Origin of the sequence: Rhodococcus sp. 05-2255-1e, assembly GCF_002259025.1 — a bacterium.
In the GTDB taxonomy this organism is placed as follows: Bacteria; Actinomycetota; Actinomycetes; order Mycobacteriales; family Mycobacteriaceae; genus Rhodococcoides; species Rhodococcoides fascians.
Genome location: NZ_NOZE01000005.1, coordinates 115,713 through 133,343, shown reverse-complemented (window position 1 = coordinate 133,343; position 17,631 = coordinate 115,713). Strand labels below are relative to the sequence as shown.

General features: G+C 65.1%; 16 protein-coding genes. 10 read left to right on the top strand and 6 right to left on the bottom strand.

The annotated features are described in order from the left end of the window. Positions 1-87: 87 nt before the first annotated feature. Positions 88-1,293 (bottom strand): cysteine desulfurase-like protein, encoded by a 1,206-nt coding sequence (locus CH262_RS02115; RefSeq protein WP_094716778.1) that lies wholly within the window; start codon positions 1,291-1,293, stop codon positions 88-90. Between the two features lie 175 nt (positions 1,294-1,468). Between CH262_RS02115 and CH262_RS02110 the strand changes: the two genes are divergently transcribed. The 5 genes from CH262_RS02110 (at position 1,469) to CH262_RS02090 (ending at position 5,603) form a co-directional block, all read left to right on the top strand. Then, a complete protein-coding gene (locus CH262_RS02110) occupies positions 1,469-2,047 on the top strand; it encodes a bacterial proteasome activator family protein (RefSeq protein WP_094716777.1) in 579 nt (192 codons plus the stop codon). A 104-nt stretch (positions 2,048-2,151) separates the two neighbouring features. Then, a complete protein-coding gene (gene wzm / locus CH262_RS02105) occupies positions 2,152-2,988 on the top strand; it encodes a galactan export ABC transporter permease subunit Wzm/RfbD (protein WP_179274891.1) in 837 nt (278 codons plus the stop codon). Between the two features lie 10 nt (positions 2,989-2,998). After that, positions 2,999-3,805, top strand: coding sequence for a galactan export ABC transporter ATP-binding subunit Wzt/RfbE (gene wzt, locus CH262_RS02100; RefSeq protein ID WP_032374153.1), 807 nt, complete (start codon positions 2,999-3,001; stop codon positions 3,803-3,805). After that, positions 3,798-4,700: a galactofuranosyltransferase GlfT1 gene (gene glfT1 / locus CH262_RS02095; protein WP_094716776.1), complete on the top strand. Its 903-nt coding sequence runs from the start codon at positions 3,798-3,800 to the stop codon at positions 4,698-4,700. Before wzt ends, glfT1 begins: the two co-directional genes overlap by 8 nt. A 39-nt stretch (positions 4,701-4,739) precedes the next feature. Continuing rightward, the gene (locus tag CH262_RS02090) at positions 4,740-5,603 is read left to right on the top strand and encodes a TylF/MycF/NovP-related O-methyltransferase (RefSeq protein WP_032371676.1); all 864 of its coding nucleotides are present in this window, start codon (positions 4,740-4,742) and stop codon (positions 5,601-5,603) included. Here CH262_RS02090 and CH262_RS02085 read toward each other — a convergent pair whose 3' ends face one another. From CH262_RS02085 to CH262_RS02070, 4 genes are all read right to left on the bottom strand, one after another. Further along, positions 5,604-7,493: a glycosyltransferase gene (locus CH262_RS02085; protein ID WP_094716775.1), complete on the bottom strand. Its 1,890-nt coding sequence runs from the start codon at positions 7,491-7,493 to the stop codon at positions 5,604-5,606. Between the two features lie 137 nt (positions 7,494-7,630). After that, positions 7,631-8,464 carry an alpha/beta fold hydrolase gene (locus CH262_RS02080; protein ID WP_094716774.1) on the bottom strand — a complete coding sequence of 278 codons (834 nt, stop codon included), beginning with the start codon at positions 8,462-8,464 and terminating at the stop codon, positions 7,631-7,633. Then, positions 8,461-9,063, bottom strand: a complete 603-nt coding sequence (locus CH262_RS02075; protein ID WP_094716773.1) for a TetR/AcrR family transcriptional regulator — start codon at positions 9,061-9,063, stop codon at positions 8,461-8,463. The genes CH262_RS02080 and CH262_RS02075 overlap by 4 nt, the downstream gene beginning before the upstream one ends. Next, positions 9,064-10,851 (bottom strand): N-acyl-D-amino-acid deacylase family protein, encoded by a 1,788-nt coding sequence (locus tag CH262_RS02070; RefSeq protein ID WP_094716772.1) that lies wholly within the window; start codon positions 10,849-10,851, stop codon positions 9,064-9,066. It lies immediately after the preceding gene. A 163-nt stretch (positions 10,852-11,014) separates the two neighbouring features. Between CH262_RS02070 and CH262_RS02065 the strand changes: the two genes are divergently transcribed. Genes CH262_RS02065 through CH262_RS02045 form a run of 5 tightly spaced genes read left to right on the top strand, consistent with a single transcriptional unit; the run spans position 11,015 to position 16,539 of the window. Then, positions 11,015-13,267: a hypothetical protein gene (locus CH262_RS02065; RefSeq protein ID WP_094716771.1), complete on the top strand. Its 2,253-nt coding sequence runs from the start codon at positions 11,015-11,017 to the stop codon at positions 13,265-13,267. Between the two features lie 41 nt (positions 13,268-13,308). Further along, positions 13,309-14,304 carry a glycosyltransferase gene (locus tag CH262_RS02060; protein WP_094716788.1) on the top strand — a complete coding sequence of 332 codons (996 nt, stop codon included), beginning with the start codon at positions 13,309-13,311 and terminating at the stop codon, positions 14,302-14,304. After that, a complete protein-coding gene (locus CH262_RS02055) occupies positions 14,301-15,242 on the top strand; it encodes an NAD-dependent epimerase/dehydratase family protein (protein WP_032374161.1) in 942 nt (313 codons plus the stop codon). Before CH262_RS02060 ends, CH262_RS02055 begins: the two co-directional genes overlap by 4 nt. Further along, complete coding sequence (locus CH262_RS02050) at positions 15,239-15,706, top strand: GtrA family protein (RefSeq protein ID WP_032374162.1); 468 nt, start codon at positions 15,239-15,241, stop codon at positions 15,704-15,706. Before CH262_RS02055 ends, CH262_RS02050 begins: the two co-directional genes overlap by 4 nt. Then, positions 15,703-16,539: a glycosyltransferase family 2 protein gene (locus tag CH262_RS02045; RefSeq protein ID WP_032384743.1), complete on the top strand. Its 837-nt coding sequence runs from the start codon at positions 15,703-15,705 to the stop codon at positions 16,537-16,539. The genes CH262_RS02050 and CH262_RS02045 overlap by 4 nt, the downstream gene beginning before the upstream one ends. 12 nt (positions 16,540-16,551) lie before the next feature. Here CH262_RS02045 and rfbB read toward each other — a convergent pair whose 3' ends face one another. Next, positions 16,552-17,556 carry a dTDP-glucose 4,6-dehydratase gene (gene rfbB / locus CH262_RS02040; protein WP_032407817.1) on the bottom strand — a complete coding sequence of 335 codons (1,005 nt, stop codon included), beginning with the start codon at positions 17,554-17,556 and terminating at the stop codon, positions 16,552-16,554. Between the last annotated feature and the right edge of the window lie 75 nt (positions 17,557-17,631).

Genomic DNA, 17,631 nt, shown 5'->3' with positions numbered 1-17,631 from the left:
AGTGGAACTTCGTAGTGGGCTACGAGGCCGGAGTGAAGCCTGCGGAACGACCCGGACGCACCTCGCGCACGTGCGGCGCAGCCGCTCTCACAGGGCGAGCGCAGCGAGAGCTTTCACGAGCTGATCGATCTCGTACCGGGTGGTGTAGGGAGCGAGTCCGATGGTGACGGCACCACCTTCGTCGTTGACGCCCAGGGCGTCGAGCAGACGACTGCCACCGTGGACCCCGCTGACGCTGCCGATTCGCGCCTGCGCCAGTTGCTCGGACACCTTCACCGCGGGCATACCGTCGACGGTGAAGCTGACGGTCGGGATACGCGTGGGCGCAGTGCCGAGCACCATGACGTGATCGAGGGTGGCGAGCGCAGCCATCAGATGCTCGAAGAGCCGATCCTGATAGTGCTGCAGCGACCCGATCGACAGCTCGAGCCGCTCACGACGGGTGCCCGTCGCTGCGTCGTCGAGGTTCGCCAGGTAGTCGATGGACGACACGACACCGGCCAGCAGCGCGTACTGATGACCACTGACCTCGAGCCGCTCGGGCCCCTTCGCCGACGGGTTCAGCGACATCGACGGCAACTGGTCGAGCAGTGTCGGATCGCGGAAGATCAGCGCACCCACCGACGGCCCACCCCACGCGGCCGCGTCGATCGCGACGACGTCGGCTCCGAGTTCCTTGATGTCGACGTGTGCGTAGGGGGCTGCTCCGGCGGCATCGACGACGATGAGTCCACCGACCTCGTGGACCAGATCCGCCGCGACGCGAACGTCGGGAGCGCTACCCACGATCGGCGACGCCGCGGTGACCGCGACGAGCCGGGTGGTGGAGGTGATGAGTTCCTCGAACTGCCACGTGGGCAGCTCGCACGTATCGATCTCGACCTCGGCCCAGCGCACGTGTGCACCGGTTCGGCTGGCGACCCGCAGCCACGGCGCGACGTTGGCTTCCTCATCCAGACGCGAGAGCACCAAGCCGGTTCCCAGCCCGAGCCGGGAGCTCAGAGAATCGGCGAGCCACGTCAGCAGCGTCGCCCGATCCGGTCCGATGACCACCCCGGACGGATAGGCACCGACCAGATCTGCGATTGCGACGCGGGCGGATTCGAGCAGAGCAGCACTCCGCTTGGCAGCGATGTTGCCGGCCGAATGATTGGACGCACTGTGCCGGAACGCCGTGGAGACGGCCGTCGACACGCGATCCGGAATCAGCATTCCCAGCTGAGGGTCCAAATGAATCCACCCGTCGCCGAGGGAGGGAATGGACCCTCTGACCCGTGCGACGTCGTACCCCATGCCGGACACTCTAAGCGCCGACCCGCCGAGGGTGTGTTTCACGTCCCGTTTCCCCAGGGAACGGCAGCCAACAACGCACGCTTCGATCCTCCTGACACCCCGGTTGCGAACGACCGAACCAGGATAATCGCCCCTGTCGATCGCGCAACGGCAGGCGACGCGTAAAGATGGATTCATGACGCAATCCGAGTCGAACAATGCATCCGGCGATCACGTCGTCGTGATCGGCCCCAACGGAGAGCCACTCGCACTGAGCCGCGAAGAAGCCACCGCTGCTGCAGCCCGCGCTTCGGGTTCGGCGGCAAACGAGGAGTCGTCCGACGGATCGGACCTCTCGGAGATGGTGGAACAGCCCGCCAAGGTGATGCGCATCGGCACGATGATCAAGCAACTGCTCGAAGAAGTGCGCGCGGCACCTCTCGACGACGCCAGCCGCAATCGGCTCAAGGAAATCCACAAATCGTCCATCCAGGAGCTCGAGCAGGGCTTGGCCCCGGAGCTGCGCGACGAGCTCGAGCGTCTGGTGCTGCCGTTCGGCGACGACGTCGTGCCCACCGACGCCGAACTGCGGATCGCGCAGGCTCAGCTCGTCGGCTGGCTCGAAGGACTGTTCCACGGCATCCAGACGGCACTGTTCGCTCAGCAGATGGCCGCACGGGCCCAGCTCGAGCAGATGCGTCAGGGCGCATTGCCTCCCGGTGTCATGCCCACACCGGGCGGCGGCCACGGCAGCGGTACCGGCCAGTACCTGTAACACCACACACACGCTTGCAAAATGAGCTGCATGGTCGATTGCAGGTAGTGTCGACCGTCGTGTCGGCACCAGCGAAGGATCCCGAGAGCGAGGCAGGAGAACAGATGCCTGCTCCGGTTTCGGACTCACAGACTTATCGGCGCGCGTTCGGCGATCTGCGGACCGGTTTCAACCAGCGTGAGCTGTGGCTGCATCTCGGCTGGCAGGACATCAAGCAGCGCTATCGACGGTCGGTGATCGGCCCGTTCTGGATCACCATCGCCACCGGCGTTCAGGCCATCGCCATGGGCCTGCTGTATTCGGTGCTTCTCGACATCGACCTGCGCGAGTTCCTGCCGCACGTCACGGTCGGCCTGATCATCTGGAACCTCATCAGTGCCGCGATTCTCGAGGGCGGAGACGTCTTCGTCGCCAACGAGGGTCTGATCAAGCAGCTGCCCAGTCCGCTCAGCGTGCACGTGTATCGCCTGGTGTGGCGTCAGCTCCTGCTGCTCGGCCACAACCTGCTGATCTACGTGATCATCATCGCGATCTTCTGGCCCCCCGGCGGACTGCACTGGACCGTGATCTTCGCGATCCCGGCGTTGGTCTTGATCCTGCTCAACGCGGTGTGGGTGTCGATCCTCTTCGGCATCATCGCCACCCGCTACCGCGACATCGCCCCGATCCTCGGCAGCTTCGTCACGCTGATGTTCTTCATGACGCCGATCGTGTGGACCACCTCGGGACTGGTCCAGATGGGCGGCGAGGCCGCGAAACGCGCCAAGCTCGTCGAGATCAACCCGCTGTTCCACTACCTGGACATCATCCGGGCCCCTCTGATCGGCGAGGACCAGCAGGCGTACCACTGGTACATCGTGCTCGGGTTCACCGTCGTCGGGTGGGCGCTGGCTATCGTCGCTCTCAAGAAGTACCGGGCCCGCGTGCCCTACTGGGTTTAGGGGTCAGCAGTTGTCCATCAGCATCAGTACTCATGACGCATGCGTCGACTTCCCGATCTTCGACGCCAAGACGCGGTCCTTGAAGAAGGCGTTCCTCGGTAAAGCCGGTGGCGCCATCGACCGCAACTCCTCCGACGTCGTCGTCGTCGAGGCCCTCAAGAACATCACGATGAACCTGAAGGACGGCGATCGCGTCGGTCTGGTGGGTCACAACGGCGCGGGCAAGTCGACGCTGCTGCGGCTGCTCTCGGGCATCTACGAGCCGACGCGTGGCAGCGCCACCATCCGCGGCCGCGTCGCGCCGGTGTTCGATCTGGGCGTCGGTATGGACCCGGAGATCTCCGGTTACGAGAACATCATCATTCGTGGGCTGTTCCTCGGCCAGACCCGCAAGCAGATGCTCGCGAAGATGGACGAGATCGCCGATTTCACCGAACTCGGCGACTACCTCGACATGCCGCTGCGCACCTACTCCACAGGTATGCGGGTGCGCGTCGCGATGGGCGTCGTCACCAGCATCGACCCGGAGATCCTGCTGCTCGACGAGGGCATCGGGGCTGTCGACGCGGAGTTCATGAAGAAGGCCCGGCACCGACTGCAGCAGTTGGTGAAGCGCTCGGGAATCCTGGTGTTCGCCAGCCACTCCAACGAATTCCTGGCTCAGCTGTGTGACACCGCGATGTGGATCGATCACGGCCAGATTCGCCAGCAGGGCGGCATCGAGGACGTGGTGCGGGCATACGACGGCGACGACGCCGGGGACCACGTCGCGCAGATCTTGAAAGAGATCGAGCGGGAAGATACAGCCGGTGCCTGACAAGATCGTCGGGGTCATCGTCACGCACAAGCGTCGGGAGTTGTTGGCTCTGTCGTTGGACGTCATCGGTGCCCAGACGCGTCCGCTCGATCATCTGGTCGTCGTCGACAATGCGAACGAGCCGGCCGTGCGTGAGTTGGTGGAGTCGACTGCCCTGCCCACGACGTACCTCGGCTCGCAGCACAATCTGGGCGGCGCAGGCGGATTTGCGCTGGGCATTCTGTATGCGCTGTCGCTCGGCGCGGATTGGGTGTTTCTCGCCGACGACGACGGCCGCCCCGAGGGCCCGAAGGTGCTCGAGACCCTCTACGACTGCGCGCTCGCGCACGGACTGGACGAGGTCTCCCCCGTCGTCTGTGACATCGAGGATCCGGATCGCTTGGCGTTTCCGCTGCGACGCGGCGTCGAGTGGCGTCGTCTTCGCTCGGAGTTGATCGACCCAGAGAATCCCGACGACGATCTGCTCGAAGGCATCGCATCGTTGTTCAACGGTGCCCTGTTCAAGGCGTCGACGATCGATGCGGTCGGCGTGCCCGATCTGCGCCTGTTCGTGCGCGGCGACGAGGTGGAAGTACACCGCCGATTGCAGCGCTCGGGCCTGAAGTTCGGAACGTGTCTCACCACCGCGTACGTGCACCCCAACGGAGCCGAGGAATTCAAGCCGATCCTCGGTGGCCGGATGCACACGCAGTACCCGGAGGATGCGACCAAGCGGTACTTCACCTACCGCAACCGCGGTTACCTCATGTCGCAGCCCGGAATGCGAAAGCTGTTGCCGCAGGAGTGGATTCGCTTCACCTGGTTCTTCCTGATCACCACCAGGAATCCTCGCGGTCTGGCGGAGTGGTTCCGGTTGCGCGGACTCGGCCGTCGAGAGCACTTTCGTAAGCCCTGACGTGTTTGCGAACGCGCCCTTACCGGCTACCGTGTGCCCATGACGGAACCTCGGAAGCTCGCGGATCGCATCAAGTCGTCGGCACGGGAGAAACTCCAACGAGCGATCGGTGAGGTTCTGGCGCAGCAGACCGCGCAGCTGGCCGAGCAGACCAGCGATCAGCAAGCGAAATTGCTCGACGTCCTCGAACGTCAACGACGTGAGATCGATGACCTGCACGCCTTCATTCGCGGTCTCGAGATGCGGATGCGTCGCGACATTCCGTACGCCTCCGACGTCGAGGCCGCCGCCCAGAGCGCAGAATTCGCCGAAGAGATGATGCCGGAGGCCCCGACCTTCCTGCGGCCGCACGCCACTCTGCGATTCGCCCTCGGTGAAGTCTCCATCCGCGGCATGGCGCTCGAGTTCGGAGTGGCCAGCGGGACGACGCTCGAGATCATCGCCGAGGAATTGGCGTCGCGTAAGGACATCACCGTCGTCGCCGGATTCGACGTGTTCTCCGGCCTACCCGAGACCTGGCGTACGGGCTTTCCGAAGGGACTGTTCGAGCAGGACACGATCCCCGAAGTGCCCGGCGCACAGATCGTCCCGGGGCTGTTCGAGGATTCTCTGCCGGGATTCCTGAAGGGCCACCACGAGAAGTTGGCCTTCCTGCACCTCGACGCCGACCTGTACTCGTCGACGGTCACCGTGCTGGACCTCGTGGCCGATCGACTCGCAGTGGGCACCGTCATCGTGTTCGACGAGTACTTCAACTTCCCCGGCTGGCGCAACCACGAGTACCGGGCTTGGACGGAATTCGTCGCACGCACCGGCACCGAATTCGACTACCTCGGGTACACCGCCGACAACGAACAGGTCGTCGTACGGATTCGCACGGCACCCAAGGTCCGCACGAACTAGCTACTGCCCGTACAGGCGTGCCCAGTTCTCGCGGCTCGTCAGCTGCGGGACGGCGGCGCGGTACGACGCTGCCACGGCGGGTGTCTCGGTGCGCAGACGCTTGAGTGCCGACACACCGCGCTTGAGCAGCTCGACGGCATGTGCCTTGTTGCGCTTGCGAACTCGGACGCCTTCCTGCGAGCGGTCGGTGACGATTGCGTGAGAGAACAGCGAGACGTGCCACCAGTGCGCGTCGTCGGCCGAGATGGAAACGGGGCCCGGATCGACCGTGCCGCGCCACTGGTTGAGGACGCGCTTGGCGAGCACGGCGAATTCCATGCTCTTCTTCGGGTGCGGGCCGGCCGGGGTGATGAACATATCGGCAGGACGCACCCCCGGAACGTCGTTGGCGTTGTGCCGCTTGGTTTCTCCGTAGGCTGCGCGCTCACGCCGAATAGAACCGGCCGCGTCCATGCCGCCGTCGAGCAGATGTTCCGGACCGGCCAGGAAGTCCTCGACGGACTTGATCAGCGTGTACGCCATGCCGTACTGCATCGACACCAGGTAGCGGAGCAGATCGGTGAACAGCTGCTTGGCCAGCGCCTTACCGTCGAGTTCGATGTGCAGGGCGGCGGTGATCATGCCGTTGCGCAGGTTGAAGTAGCGGTGCCACTCGTCCCAGTCCTTCCACGCGAAGTCGGCGTGCCACACCGCTGCGCCCGGCAGCGTGACGGTGGCGAATCCGTTTGCGCGCGAACGGTATCCGTACTCGATGTCGTCCCACTGGAAGAACAGCGGCAACGGGTAGCCGACCTGCCCGACGATCTCCGACGGGATGAGGCACGACCACCAGCCGTTGTATCCGGCATCGACGCGGACGTCCTGCTGACGCTTGCGCTTGAATGCGCTCTTGTCCGATACCGCGTTCTTGACGTGGACTCCGGCCTCGAGCTTCTGCAGGTTGGCCACCTCGGCACCGACGTGCACGCGGTCGGGGTGCAGCAGGTACAGCATCTGGGCGCCGATGATCGCCGGCTCGACGGTCATGTTCGCGAACGAGTTCATGCGCACGATCGCCTCGGGCTCGCACAGCACGTCGTCGTCCATGAAGATCACGTTGGCCGGATCGCCGCCCTTGCCCTGCACCTCGTACAGGCCACGGGTGAACCCGCCGGCACCACCGAGATTGGGCTGGGTGATGTAGACGAGCTTGTCGCCGAGCTCGGCCGCCACGCGCTGGAACTTCTCCCGAGTCTGCACCTGATCGGTGCCTTGATCGACGACGTAGACGTTGTCGACGCCGAGCAGAGCGATCGGGTCGTCGGCCATGGCTGCGACGGTGTTGGCGCAGTCGTCGGCGCGATTGAACGTGCAGATCACCACCGAGGTGGGACGCAGCTTCTCCGGTGCGGCGACGGTCCATTCCGCGTCCTGCACAGACAACTCGCTCGATGTGGTGGTGAAGCGGACGTACAGCGCGCCGCCGTCGAGGAACTGCGTGGTGGCGACGGGAACGGCCAACTGAGTCGACGCGTTCGCGGAATCGACCGTTGTGCTGGCCATCGTGCGCTCGTGACCCTTGTAGTCCGTGGCCACCAGATCGATCCGGCCGGCACCGGCGACGGTCGCCCGGAACACCACCTCGGTGACGGTGGTCCACCGCTGCCAGTAGCTGGCCGGGAACCGTCCGAAGTAGCTGTTGGTATGTACGACGCTGCGCTTGGCGATCCGGACACCGGTGCGGGTGCGCTCGGCGTTGCCCTTCCTGACCTCGCTGTACATGTCCGCGCTGACCAGGGGCGACGGGCCGTCGAACAGAAGCCTCTGAACTGTCAGTTCGGCCGCGTCGTCACCGCCGGCGGCAGCCGGCACGTCCGAGGAACCGAGACGATCGAGAGCAGTGCCGTCCATACCGAGAAATACCCCATCCAGTTCGAGTAGTGACAGTTCGAGCGATCACAGGTGTGGCCGTACCGAGAAGAAGACCACTGACCATGGTTGCACAGCCCGAGGCCGATCCGTCCGACGCTCGCCGCACTGCCCGCCACCTACTCCCCTTCGCGCACCCTCTCCAGCAGCACCCGAGCGGCGTCGGCCGGGTGCGTGTGCGGCCACCAGTGGCCCGCCTCGACGTGAACGACGCGCAGGTCGGGGATCCACCGATCGAGACCTTCGGTGAGGTTCGTCGACAGCATCGGGTCGTGTGTCGGGACCACCACGGTGGTCGGGACGACGCAGCGCGGATCGGGTCCACGGAACACCCGCCGCAGCACGTTGGCCCGGTACAGCGCGATGCCGCGCTGCTGGTCGGCCGCCGTCGGGGTCGGCTCGCCCTCGGCCTGCAGTCGGGCCAGCAGTGCCGGTATTCGCGTTCGCAGGACGGGCACGTGAAACCCGAAGACGTACCAGGACCTGGCCAACTGCCCCACCAGCGACGGCCATCGATACGGCCGGACCGACCGCGCCCGTGCCACCTGCCGCAGATGATCCAGACTCGGCCCCGACACCGACGTGTACGACGCGAATGCGGTGCTCGCCCGAGGCGAGGCCATCGCCTCCCACATCTGGACCGACCCCCAGTCGTGGGCGAACACATGGACCTTGCCGGTGAGGCCCGGAATCGACTCGACCACCGCGAAGGCATCCCGCGCCAGCTGCTCGATGGCAACGTCCGCCGCAGGCTCCAGCACGGACGCTCCGCTGCCTCGTGTGTCGTAGGCGATCACCCGGACCGTGTCGCCGAGCGCAGTGATCAGCGGATCGAACACGTGACGGTTGTCGGGATAGCCGTGCACCAGCAACACCGTCGAGCGCGCAGCCGGGTTTCCGTATTCGAAGACGGGAAGCTCGGCACCGGCGATGCGCACCGTCCAGTGGGTCATCCCGCGTCGGTCAGGGGATGCAGTGCGCCGCCACGCAACAGGTGAGCAATCATCCTCAGCCGCATGGCTTCCTGCTCGGGCTGCGGATGGACCACGGCTGCCAACGCCTCGCCGTCGAGCAGGTGGACGACGCTGAAGACCACCGTTTCCAGATGCTGCGGATCGATCACGCCGGCAACGGGAAGCGCACGAGCAAGTTCGGCGATCTGCTCGTGATATCGAACGGTGAACGGCTGCAGTCTCTCTCGCAGCTCGTCGTCGCTGCGGGCGGCGGTCAACAGCTCGTACCAGGCCCCGTTGATCGGGGCGCGGCACGCTGCTCTGAGCAGTTCGAGACAGTGCTCGATGGACGCGCTACCGAAACCGGACAGGCCGCGGCGGAACTCCTCGAACTGACGTCGACGAACCTCGTCGGCTGCGGCGACGATCAGGTCGAGCCTGGTGTCGAAATGCCGAAACATGGCACCGGACGACACCCCGGCCCGGCTGACGATTTCACTGACACTGGTTGCGGCGTAGCCCTTCTCGCACAACGATGCGATAGTCGCGTCGAGCAGTTTTCCGATGGTCTCGGTTCGGCGCTGTTGTTGACTCGCCACTCACACACGCTCCCGGCGTCGAGGAGCCGTGGGAGTGCCTGCCCGCAGGAAGCTACCGGCCCGCTCCGACACACCGAACCAGGGCGCAAAGGTGCCGCCGGAGAACACGACTCGGCCCGCGACCAGAGTGGCGGTGACTGCTCGGTCGTTGCGATTGACCATGCGGCTCAGGCCACCGAATTCCGGCATGGTCTCCTCGCGATAGGCCAGGACATCCTCGTTCAGGCCCTCCGGGTCGATCACGACGATATCGGCACGGTCCCCCACCCGTAGGTGACCGGCGTCGACACCGTAGAAGTCGGCCAGTTCGCCGCTGAGCTTGTGCACGGCCTTCTCCACGGTCATGAACGGCCGGCGATCGTTTCGCGCGTCGTGCACGCGGTGCAGCAACCGAATGCCGAAGTTGTAGAACGCCATGTTGCGCAGATGAGCACCGGCATCGGAGAACCCCACGGTCACCCCGGGCTGATTGATCAGCTTGTCCATCTGCCGCTTGCGGTGATTGGCAACCGTCGTGTGCCAGCGCAACTTTCGGCCGTGCTCGACCACCAGATCGAGGAATGCGTCCACCACGTGCACACCGCGTTCGGCTGCGACCTCCGCGATGTTCTTTCCCACGACCGACGCGTCGGGGCATTCGGTGATCTCGGCGTCGGCGAAGTCGCGATGCCAGACGCGCGAGCTGAACTTCTTCTCGAAGTCGGCACGGAACCAGCGGCGGTAGGCCTCGTCGGAGAGCAACTCGTTGCGGCCCAACTCTTCTCGCAGATGTAGCGCGGCGCGGCCGGAGCCGAATTCCTCGAACACCACGAGATCGATGCCGTCGGAATACACGTCGAACGTGGTGGGGAGGTGCTGCCAGCGGAACTGGCCCTTGCCCGGGCCGTTGACCATCCGGGCGAGCGGGCCGAAGACGCGATGGATCCACGGCGACGCCTTGGCATCGGCCGCCGCCAGCAACGAGATCTTGAGCGGAGTGCGGCCGACCCCGGTGGCCGAGGCGAGGAAGAACAACATGTCGTACTTGGTGTTCAGGTTCGGAATGCTCTGCAACAGCCGACCGCGTCGACGCAGAATCTTGTGCAGAGAACGGAATTCGCTCCACCGCGCATACGAGGACGGCAACGAACGAGACCGGTATCGATCTCCGTCCAACTTGTCCCACGGGTTCGTCATGGTCGACATTCCGAGCAGCCCGGCGTCGAGCGCCTTCTCGAGCGCGTCGGACATGGCACGCCATTCCTCGCGGGTGGGCTTCTGACTGCGATCGGTCGAGCGGTCGAGCCCCATGACGTGCGCACGGAGATCCGAATGACCCACCAATGCAGCGATATTGGGACCGAGAGGCAGGTGCTCGAGCGCCGCGATGTACTCCTCGGGACTCGTCCACGTCTTGTGCGCATCGACGGCCTTGAGCACATGATCGCGCGGCAGCGCCTCGACCCGACTGAACAGGTCCGCGATGTCGACCGGAGTGGAATAGAGCGTCGACAACGAACAGTTGCCCAGGAGAACCGTCGTGACCCCGTGCCGGACGGATTCTTCGAGACCCGGCCCGACCAACACCTCTGCGTCGTAATGGGTGTGTACGTCCACGAACCCCGGCGTGACCCACTTGCCGGTGGCATCGACCACCTCGGTCGTCGCGCTCGGCTCGAGGGGAGTGGACGACACGGCCCGCACGACGCCGTCGACGATGCCCACATCCGCCCGAACTCCAGGGCCGCCGGATCCGTCGTACACGGTTCCGCCGGCGATCACGACATCGAAAGGAATGTTCGGGTTCATGTGACCTCCGTCATAGAATGACGAAACCATAACTTAGAGAGTGGTCACTCGCAATAGCCGCTTTCCTGCGGACATCTGCGTGATGCATGCGTCGGCGTTTCGGCTCGGGAGCAGGACGACAGCTACAGTCGGGTGTCTTTGCCCGAACTCACGGAGTTGACCCTTGCCCACCACGGATACCCAGATCGCGAGCAGCTCCCTGCCCGACAGCAGACGAGAGCGCCTCGTATGGGGAGCGGCAATTGCTGCCGTCGTCGTGCTGGGCTATCTCCTGGTGCTCAGCGTCGACCCTCGCTTCTTCTACATCGACGACACCGAATCCGGTGCCATCCCCAACTGGCTTCAACTCGGGCGCATCATGCGCGACGGTCACTTCCCGTCCCTCGTGCTCGATCAGTGGATGGCGGGCAACTATCCCGTCGAAGGCCAGGGCGGACTGTGGAACCCGGTGCAGATGGCGATCAACTACGTCTCGCCCTCGATCGACAACCTGGTACTGCTCGCGACGGTCGTCAAACTGGGCTTCTCGATCCTGCTGGCCTGGGGTGTGTACCGCGTCGCGCTCGTCTACGGGGCACGCGCCAACTGGGCCGCCGTCGCAGGCGCGAGCGCGCCGTTCGTCGGCTTCACCCTGTTCTTCGAGAACACCTCGTGGGTGACGGCCCTCATCGGCACCGCGTACATCACCAACGCGTGGGCGAGCTCGGTGAAGTACGCCCGCGGCCACAGCGGCCCCGTCGTGCCGTTCGTGTTCCTCTACCTGGCCATCAGCGTGGGATACGTCCACGCCGCGGTCATGGCCGGCGTCATGATCGGCTCGGTCGCGATCGGTGAACGGTTGTTCCAGCGCCTGTGGCGTCCGGCGCTGAAGGTGTGCAGCGTCGGCATCGCCGCGGCCGCCTGCGGGGCCGTCACCTTCCTGCCGGGAGTACTGACCTCCGCGGTCACCTGGCGCAGCGGTGACGAGGGAACGTTCAACGACAACTTCCTGACGGCACCGTGGTCGGAATCGTTGACCGCCAGCATCCCGACGGCCGTGACCAGCATCGAATCGTGGGCAGGCGAGACCACCGAAGCCCCGGTCACCTACATCGCCTGGTTCCTCGTCCCTGCGCTCGCGTTCATCGCGTGGCGTCGGGTGCCCGCGGCGTTGCGTGAGCTGGCCGCACCACTGATTCTGTTGGCGTTCGCGCTGGTCTTCACGGCGGGCCCCAGCGACATCGGCCCCATCCGCTGGCCAGCGCGCATCCTCCCCTTCGTCGCCATCGTCGCGTTGATCCTCGTCGTCACCCTGATCAGCCGATACGGAACTCTGGACAAGCTGCGGCCCCGATTGCTCGCCGCCGGCCTGCTGACGCTGGTGTTGCTGCTGCGTGCAGGCTCGTCGGGTCCGGAGTTCTTCGGCCGCCACATCGTTGCTGCGCTCGCGATCCTGCTGGTCGGCGCACTCGCCCTGCTGCTCGCCCACCGCTTCTCCACCCTGGCCACCGCCGCGCTGATCCTGGTCACGATCGCGCCGATCGCGATGTACCAGGTGGCCGGATATCAACCGCCGTTCGCCAAATGGTGGCTCCCCACCTCGCAGTCCGAGGCCAAGGCGCAGTTCCCGCAGTGGCAGGGCTCGACGCTGCAGCTCGGCAGTCGTGCGCTGACCGAGACCGAAGCCGACGGGCCCGACGACCCGCAACTGCCGTGGCACTCGCAGGTCTACGGCAACTCCGCCAAGGTGATGGGCCTGGACTACGTCAACGCCTACACCCCCGTCGGCTACCTCGATTTCGCAAACCTGCTGTGCTTCGAGCACGAGGGTTCGACCTGCACCGACGCCTTCGATCGGCTCTTCGAGATCGAGCCGTACACCGGCAAGACCTATGCCGATCTGATGCAGCTCGACCGCGTCGTGCTGCAGAAACTGCAGTATCCGCTGGCCGAGAGGGAGGCCGCGCCCGCAGGCTGGCAGTGGGTCACCGCGCCCACCCCCGACTCCGCTCGGCAGGTCTACGTCCTCGAACGCGTCGATGGATTGATTCCTGCCGCGTCGGGACGCGTCGTAGCGACGGTGAACGCCTCCGCCGACCCGATCTCGTCCGACGCGGACTCCGAGCACGTCACCGTCTCCGCCCCCGCCGGCGGCAGCGTCGTCTTCTCGCGGTTGGCCTGGCCCGGCTACACCGCCACTCTGAACGGTGAGCCGCTGCAAACGAAAGGCCTGGCCGATATCTTCCTGTACGTAGACCTGCCGCCCGGCACCGACGCAGCGGACCTCGAACTCACCTTCCGGCCGCCCGGGGAACGACTCGGACTCGCTGCCATGGCGGGTGGGGTGATGGTGCTGATCGGCCTGGTCGTACTCGATGTTCGACGACGTCGACGCCCCTCCGCGCCGGAGTTCGGCAGTACGACGTCCAGCAGATAGGGTCAGACCTCGTGACGTCCGACGCTGCTGCTCCGCACCGCATCTCCATCGTGGTTCCGGTCTACCAGGGCGAACGGACGCTCAGCGCGCTGATGGACGAGATCATCCCGTTGACGCAGGTCACCCACACGCCCCTCGGGCGGCCGATGATCGTCGAGGAAGTTCTCCTCGTGTTCGATCACGGACCCGACAACTCCGCAGCCGTGATCCGGCAGCTGACCCAGGCGCATACGTTCGTTCGTGGCGTGTGGCTCAGTCGTAACTTCGGCCAGCACCCCGCCACCCTCGCCGGCATGGCATCGAGCGGCGGCGAGTGGATCGTCACGATGGACGAGGACGGCCAGCATGACCCGGCCGCGATCGGCGGCATGCTCGATACCGCCCTCGACCGGCAATCCACCGTCGTCTACGCCAAGCCGACGAACGTCGCACCGCACGGACTCTGGCGCAACGCCGCCTCACGCGGAGCGAAGTGGCTCATCGCCAAGGCTCTGGCCGGGGACAACACCGTCGACTACCAGAGCTACCGCCTGGTCCTCGGCGAAGTCGGTCGATCCGTTGCCGCCTACGCCGGCTCCGAGGCATACCTCGACATCGCACTCGGGTGGATTGCAGGCGACGTCACGACGAGCCCGGTGGCCCTGCGAGAAGAAGTGGACCGTCGATCGGGATACCGGCTGCGGACGCTTCTGTCGCACTTCTGGCGAATGGTGCTCTCCAGCGGCACCAAAGGTCTGCGACTGGTGTCCTTCATCGGCATCGCCTTCGCGCTACTGGGCCTCGTTCTCGTCGCCTATGTGCTGGTGTCGTACTTCGTCTTCGATTCCGGTGCCGAAGTGCGAGGCTGGGCATCGACGATGGTGATCCTACTGTTCGGCTTCGGAGCCACCCTGTTCTCACTCGGAGTGGTGGCCGAGTACGTCGGCGTCAACGTCAAGACCGCCATGGGCAAGCCGCCGTACCTGATCGTGACCGACCCTGGAAACGGGCCGCTCGGACGCACCGAACCGTCGACCGATCCCGCACCGCCGGCGTGAACGCGACGCACACCTGGGTCGTCGGCAGCGGCGGACTGCTCGGCGCATCGGTGACGCGGGAAGCCCGACGACGCGGACATCACGTGCACACCAGTGCAATCCCGTGGTCCGACCGATCACTGGCCGAAGAAACTCTGCTGCAACGCTGTTCGGCCTTTTTCGACTCGTTTCGGACCGGCGCGTGGAACGTCGTCTGGGCCGCCGGAGCCGGCGTGAACGGCACCAGCGCAGCACAATTCGCCGAAGAGAACGATCTGATCCGGACCGTACTGGCCCGGGTCGAGTCCGTCGCTGCGGACCGCACGGACACCGGAACGGTGTTTCTCGCGTCGTCTGCCGGAGGCGTCTACGCCGGCGCACCGGGAGCCCCACACGACGAAGAAACACCGCCGATCCCGTTGGGTGACTACGGTTTCGCAAAACTGCAGTCCGAGTCGGTCGCGACCGAATTCGGCGTCCGCACCGGGGTCAACGTTGTCGTCGGCCGATTCGCCAACCTCTACGGCCCTGGACAGAATCTCGCGAAACCTCAAGGGTTGATCTCGCACCTGTGCCGCGGATACCTGATGGCCTCACCGGTGTCGATCTACGTCCCCATGGACACCCTGCGCGATTACCTCTACGTCAGCGACGCCGCCGAAATGGTGGCCGACGCCCTCGCCGTGTCCGCCGAACGACGTATCGCGCCGACCGTCAAGATCTTCGCCTCGGGTGAGGCCGTCACCATCGGTTCCATTCTCGGCGCCTGCCGAACGGTCTTTCGTCGACGGCCCAACGTAGTGCTTGCCGCCTCTCCCCTCGCGGCGTTCCAAGGACGCGACCTACGACTGCGGTCGACCGTCTGGCCGCAGATCGATCGACGCACCCACCGCACACTGCCTGCGGGTATCGCCTCGACCCTGTTCGCGACGCGTCAGGCACTGGCGGTGGGCCGATGACCGAACCGCAGACTCCCGCGCCTCCGGCCGGCATGAACGGTGCACCGGGACCACTGATGCGCATCGTCAAGAATCAGAAGATCGCATTTCTGCTCGTCGGCGGCGTCAACACCGCACTGGGCACCGCATGGTTCATCGTGTGGCAGTTGCTGATCGGCGAGCGATACGGCTACCACGCCGCCATCGTGCTCGGGTATCTCTGCAACGTACTGTGCGCATTCGCGATGTATCGCTACCTCGTGTTTCGCGTTCGCGGGCACTTCTTCAGAGATCTGCTCCGGTTCTTCGTGGTCAACTTCGGAGCGTTCCTCGCCAACATCTCACTGATGACCCTCGCCGTCTCGGTGTTCCACTTCCCGCCCATCCCCTCCCAATTGGTCGTCACAGCAGTGATGGCAGTCGTCAGCTTCTTCGGCTACCGCGACTTCTCGTTTCGCAGAAAGAGCCAGGACCCCACACCATGACACCCCGAGTTTCCGTCGTCGTCCCGGCGTACAACAACGCCGAATACCTGGCCGAGACCATCGATTCGATTCTCGCCCAGACGTTCACGGACTTCGAGCTGGTCATTGCCGACCACTCGTCGACCGACGGCACCCTGGCCGTTGCCCAGAAGTACGACGATCCACGCATTCGCCTCCTCACCACACCCGCGGGCGGCGGGGCACAGGCCAACTGGAATCGCGTCACCGAAGAAGCATCGGGGGAGCTGATCAAACTCGTGTGTGGTGACGACACCATCCACCGCACCGCGCTCGCCGCCCAGGTACAGGCTTTCGACGCCTATCCGACCGCGGTACTCGTCGCCGCGCAGCGCACGTTGATCGACGCCAACAGCAAAACCGTCATCGCCGCGCGCGGACTCGGCGGACTACAGGGAAAGACGTCGGGTCGAGTGGCCGCGAGAACGGCAGTTCGGGCCGGAGCCAACATCTTCGGTGAACCCGGTGGCGTCATGATGAAGCTGTCGGAACTGCGCGCAGTCGGACTGTGGGACAACAGTCATCCGTACCTGATCGACCAGGCCACCTTCATCGCCGTAGCGCTGCGCGGCGACATCGTTGCCATTCCCCAGCCGCTGGCGTCGTTTCGCATCAACTCGGGACAGTGGAGCGTCGAGCTCGCCACCCAGCAGGCCCGTCAGGCCGCCGACTTCCACCGCTCCCTCCAGGCGAGCGACCCGACGTTGTTGTCCGACAGTGACGTTCGCATCGGGAACGCCAAGGCACTCATGACCTCGTTCATGCGGCGCGCCGTGTACCTGCTGCTGCGACATCGGATGTCGCGCAGCAGCTAGCGTTTCGGATTTTCAGGGCAGTACGGATTCCTTCGTCGCATAGACGGCCTCGGTGGCGTCCTTCTGCGGTCGCCACCACTGCTCGTTATCGCGGTACCAGTCGACGGTCGCTTTCAGTCCAGCTCGGAAGTCGACATAGGTTGGTGTCCAACCCAATTCGGTGCGCAATTTCGTCGAGTCGATGGCGTAGCGCAGGTCGTGGCCGGGGCGGTCGGTGACGAAATCGAATGCGTCGGGTGCGTTGCCGGTTTCTTCGAGGATCGCTTCGAGGACGGTGCGGTTGTTGGCTTCGCCGTCGGCTCCGATGAGGTAGGTCTCGCCGATGCGGCCGCCGTCGATGATGGCCCAGACGGCGCTGTTGTGGTCGTCGACGTGGATCCAGTCGCGCACGTTCTGCCCGGCACCGTAGAGCTTGGGGCGTGAGCCGCTGAGGATGTTGGTGATCTGACGCGGGATGAACTTCTCCACGTGCTGATACGGGCCGTAGTTGTTGGAGCAGTTCGAGATGGTGGAGCGGACGCCGAACGATCGGGTCCAGGCACGCACCAGCAGGTCGCTCGACGCCTTGGTCGAGGAGTACGGGCTCGACGGGTTGTACGGGGTCGATTCGGTGAATCTCGCCGGATCGTCGAGTTCGAGGTCGCCGTAGACCTCGTCGGTGGAGATGTGGTGGTAGCGGACGTCGTGTTCGCGGACCGCGTTGAGCAACGTGGTGGTGCCGATGACGTTGGTGTGGACGAACGGCCACGGGTCGGTCAATGAGTTGTCGTTGTGGGATTCGGCGGCGAAGTGGACGACGAGATCGGTCTCGCGAACGAGGCGGTCGACGAGATCGGCGTCGGCGATGTCGCCGTGCACGAAGTCGATGCGATCGGCGACGGGGTCCAGGGAGGCCTTGTTGCCGGCGTAGGTGAGCTTGTCGAGCACGGTGACCTGGGAGTCGGGGCGCTGCGCGAGGGTCTGATGTACGAAGTTCGCGCCGATGAACCCGGCCCCACCCGTGACGAGAATTCTCATGAACAGGCACTTTACCGGTGGAGGGTCGTGCGGGCCGTTCTTGTCGAGTCCACCGGCCACTCCGGCGAGGGTGTC